The 3,663-nt window shown below is 64.8% G+C and carries 4 protein-coding genes; 2 read left to right on the top strand and 2 right to left on the bottom strand.

The window, feature by feature from the left end; all coding sequences use genetic code 11:
* Window positions 1-12 precede the first annotated feature (12 nt).
* Window positions 13-135 (top strand): EamA family transporter, encoded by a 123-nt coding sequence (locus tag AC1D15_RS22120; protein WP_477827658.1) that lies wholly within the window; start codon window positions 13-15, stop codon window positions 133-135.
* Between the two features lie 517 nt (window positions 136-652).
* Here the strand turns inward: AC1D15_RS22120 and AC1D15_RS22115 are convergent.
* Complete coding sequence (locus tag AC1D15_RS22115) at window positions 653-1,126, bottom strand: SRPBCC family protein (protein WP_477827657.1); 474 nt, start codon at window positions 1,124-1,126, stop codon at window positions 653-655.
* Between the two features lie 19 nt (window positions 1,127-1,145).
* On the bottom strand, window positions 1,146-1,490 hold the full coding sequence (locus tag AC1D15_RS22110) for an ArsR/SmtB family transcription factor (RefSeq protein WP_477827656.1): 345 nt from the start codon (window positions 1,488-1,490) through the stop codon (window positions 1,146-1,148).
* Between the two features lie 327 nt (window positions 1,491-1,817).
* Here AC1D15_RS22110 and AC1D15_RS22105 point away from each other — a divergent pair, with 327 nt between their 5' ends.
* The gene (locus AC1D15_RS22105) at window positions 1,818-2,972 is read left to right on the top strand and encodes a Tle-like phospholipase domain-containing protein (RefSeq protein ID WP_477827655.1); all 1,155 of its coding nucleotides are present in this window, start codon (window positions 1,818-1,820) and stop codon (window positions 2,970-2,972) included.
* Window positions 2,973-3,663 lie beyond the last annotated feature (691 nt).

Genomic DNA, 3,663 nt, shown 5'->3' with positions numbered 1-3,663 from the left:
CCGGTCGACAAGCTGAGCCTGGTGCTGGTCGCGGTGTTCGCCTTCGCCTTCCTCGGCGAGCGGCCGAGCCTGCGCGAATGGGCCGGGATCGCGATGGTGGCGGGCGGCGTGCTGGTTCTCTCGATCAAGCGCTAACGCGACCGGCGGCTTCTCCATGGCCGTCTTCAGCCGTGCAGTTTCTGGTGAATGGCAGGGCAGCCAGCGGCGGACGCGCCCCTCCTCGCGCAGGACGGGCAATTTCCGGAAGACGCAAGGCGTCGTTGCCTTCGATGGTTTGGGGATTTTTCGATTCATCCGCCGCTCGACGGGTGCATTCATGTGGCAGCTCCGTGACGGTTGCGGCCGGTCGATCGGTACTCTCGAGCGCCCGCTTACGGCCACGGTGTTGACATTTCGAGAGGCTGGCGTCCACCCGGWGAACGGCGGATTTCGCTGGTGGGGCGGAGGCCCGCGGCCCCCTCCCGACCGAGTTCGGCTGAATGTCTGCCGAACGCGCCCATCCTCCAGAAACCGCAGCTTCAAGAAACTCGCGACTCGATCCGGATCGCTCGGTTCCGTGCAATCCACCAGCGCAATCGCCGAGCGCACGAACAGGCACGCCGTCAAAGCCGACGCCAGCCTCGCTGCACGCGCGAGGGCAATTCCCGGCTCGTCACGCGGCCATGGTGAGAAGGAGTTCGTCGAGTCGCTCAAGCGTCGATGCGAGACCATCCTTCAGTCCCATGTCGATCACCTTCTGGACATCCTCGGCAGACTTGTACAAGACGATGGTCGTCACGAGCGTGCGAGTCTGGAGGTCGGTGAAACCAACGTCCCAACGAGCGCGCGGCAGGTCGGGATTCACCGCACCGGTCTCGTCACTGAACGCGTCGAGCGCCACGTAGCCGTCAATCGGATTGATCGTCTGGTAGTCCTGGCGACTCCAGAACGCCTGTCCGTCTGGCATGACCATCGCGTAGTGCCAATACCCACCTTCCTTGAACTCCATGTGCTTGGTCTTGGTGGTCAGTGGCTTGGGGGCGAACCACTGGTCGAGCAGTTCCTGCTTCGTGTAGCAGTCCCACACGAGTTGGCGCTTCGCCACGAACTCTCGCTTCACGGTGATGCTGTGCTTGGTCTTGTCCACGATGAAATCGAATCGAAGGTCAGGTCTCATGATCATTTCCACTCAGTTGTTCAAGTAGGTTGTCCAGGTTCTCGAATCTGCTTGCCCAGATCGCGCGCTGCTCGTCAAACCAGCGCTCGGCTGCTGCCAGCTTCCTTCTCTCGAGCACGCAGGTCCGAACTCGACCGCTCTTTCGGGTGCGGATCAGCCCTGTACTCTCGAGCACCCCCACGTGCTTCATGAAGGTGGGCAAACCGATGTCGAATGGCTCCGCCAGGTCGCTGACAGTCGCCGGCCCCGTGCCGAGTCGCTGCAGGACCGCTCGACGCGTGGGGTCGGCTAGCGCGTGAAAGACCGAATCCAGAGCTATTTGATTGTTTGCCATTTGGCGAAGTATAGATGGCTGTTCAATCATGAGCAAGGCAGAGCCTGCGCCTGTCCGGACCTCGCGATAGCCACGCGAGCRCAGTTCGCAACAGCCGACGGTGAAGCGACCACACGGCAGAGGCGAGCCGCAGCGCGCCGCGTTGATGCGCAGACAAGTGCGGCTGGAAATCCTGCATCGCATTTCCGCTCGCATGTTCGCGAGCTAGGCTGCTCCGGATCGCGCCCGCGCTTACCTTTGGCCACTGCAGCCACGCTGCCAGGATGCGAGGCGACAGGCTGAGATCGAAGGCAACGTTTCCCCCCTCCAGGCACCCAACGTCATCCCATGCGCATCCCCATTTCCCGACCGCAGCAGGTCCGCTCCAAGAGCGTAACCCCGCAAGCCGAAGGCACGACGGGCGGCCTGCCCTCCATCGTCAGCCGGGCCCAGGTGCGCGAAGGCGCGCCGATCGGCCCCGGCCACCTGCGCCGCGCCGCGCCATTGAAGGCGCTGGGACCGCGGCAAAATATTGCAGGCGTCCAGGCCCGCCTCGACCAACGTGGGCGGGAAGCCCGCTACCCCGACGTTCTCCACCGGGCCGAGATGCCGCCGGCGTCCAAGCTCGACGGCGTGGTGGACATGGCCAAGATGGCGAACTTCGTCTACTTCCGCGACCCGGAAAAGCTGCCAGGCGACTTCAAGCCGGCGGAGGACCTGATGTCCCTCCTCGCGACCGAGCTGAACTTGCCGACGGGCAACCAGTTGTCGCCTGACAAGAAGATGGCCGGCACCGTGGCCGATCCGAAGTCCGGCCTCGTGGCGAGCATCCTGGTGGACCACACGGCCAAGCGCGTCGTCCTCGCGTTCGGGGGCACGACGGCGGGCGAGGTGCCTGGCGGCGCCTCGCAACGCGTGGTAGGCGACGCCAGCATGGGCGGGCCCCAGTGGCTGGCCAACGGGGAAGCCGGCCTGGGCGTCGAGCCCGAGAGCTACAAGCAGGCCGCGACACTGGCTCAGGAGTTGCAATTGGCCATGACGAACGGCCACTCGGGCGCGAAATACCATGACTACGATCTCTCGCTCACGGGCCACTCCAAAGGAGGCGGGGAAGCGTCGTACGCGGCCATCATGATGGAAAAACCCGTCAAGGCCACCGTCTTCTCACCGGCTCCGCTCAGCGACGGGCTGTTGGACAAGGCCCGGGAAGAAAACGTCAAGCGCCTGCCGGACCTGGTGAAATCCTTTTCCGTCAAGGGCGATCCGGTGCCGGAACTGGGCGACCCGGAAAAGCTCTCCAACAAGGCCCTCAAGATGCTGGGCTTGCCGCACCCGCGCTCGGTGGGCACTGCTCACGTCTTCGAACCCGATCCCCACCTGGAGATCTCCGACCCCGTGGACCGTGTGTGGCCGATGTTCCTGCACGACCTGTTCCTGCCGCAGCTCGAAAGCCATCAGCGGCAAGGCCTCGTCCAGGAGCAGGCCGCCCAGGGCGCCGCCTGATCGAGCCAGCTCGGTCCACCGATCTGCGAGCAGCTCGTCACGCGAGGAGTGTCTCGACGCGAGGCCCGAATCGCGGTGATCAACACTATTGCCTGCCGCGCGCGGCTGGATCCACTCAGCAGTGGTACCCCGCGAGCGTCATCGGTACGTCGTCCGGCAGGCTGTCGAAGAACGCCGCCTCGTCGCCGGGTCCGGGTCCGGGTGCGTCGCTGTCGAACAGCCGATGGCGAGGCGCGTGCGGCCCGCGATCAAGTTCGATGGTTGCTGCGGCAGGGGTAGCAACACGCGAGGCTCGGCCCCGACCGTGCATTGCCTCGGCCGACTGCCGCCCTGAAACGATTCAGCATTCTGCGGACGGCAGGGCCTCCTCCATGGAGGGCAACTCTTCGGCCGCCTCGCCGGCGGTGGCAAATCGCGCCAAGCGCTCCAGCGCCGGTCGTGGTTGGTCAGGCAGGAGTAGCAAAACGCAAGGAGAGGTGGCCGGCACCACCCTCTTAGAGAAAATACCGTCGCGTGTACCGACACCGCTCGACCACCGTCTTCCTTGAGATTTGTGTCGTCGAGCGCAGTGATGCGGAGGGGGGCGAACCTGCCGAACATCGCAGTCTGCATCAACCGATCGGTCTCGTGCCGCGACAGGCTGGATAACCGCTGCAGCCCCAGAACTCACCGCCGGCATTCGCGCCACGCT

This window comes from Rhizobacter sp. P2_H2 (genome assembly GCF_056403375.1).
This window is presented reverse-complemented; position numbering and strand designations above follow the sequence as displayed.

Bases quoted from the DNA above. Each gene is read 5' to 3' on its own strand.
- AC1D15_RS22110 (WP_477827656.1), bottom strand. From the start codon at position 1,490: ATGGCAAACAATCAAATAGCTCTGGATTCGGTCTTTCACGCGCTAGCC.
- AC1D15_RS22105 (WP_477827655.1), top strand. From the start codon at position 1,818: ATGCGCATCCCCATTTCCCGACCGCAGCAGGTCCGCTCCAAGAGCGTA.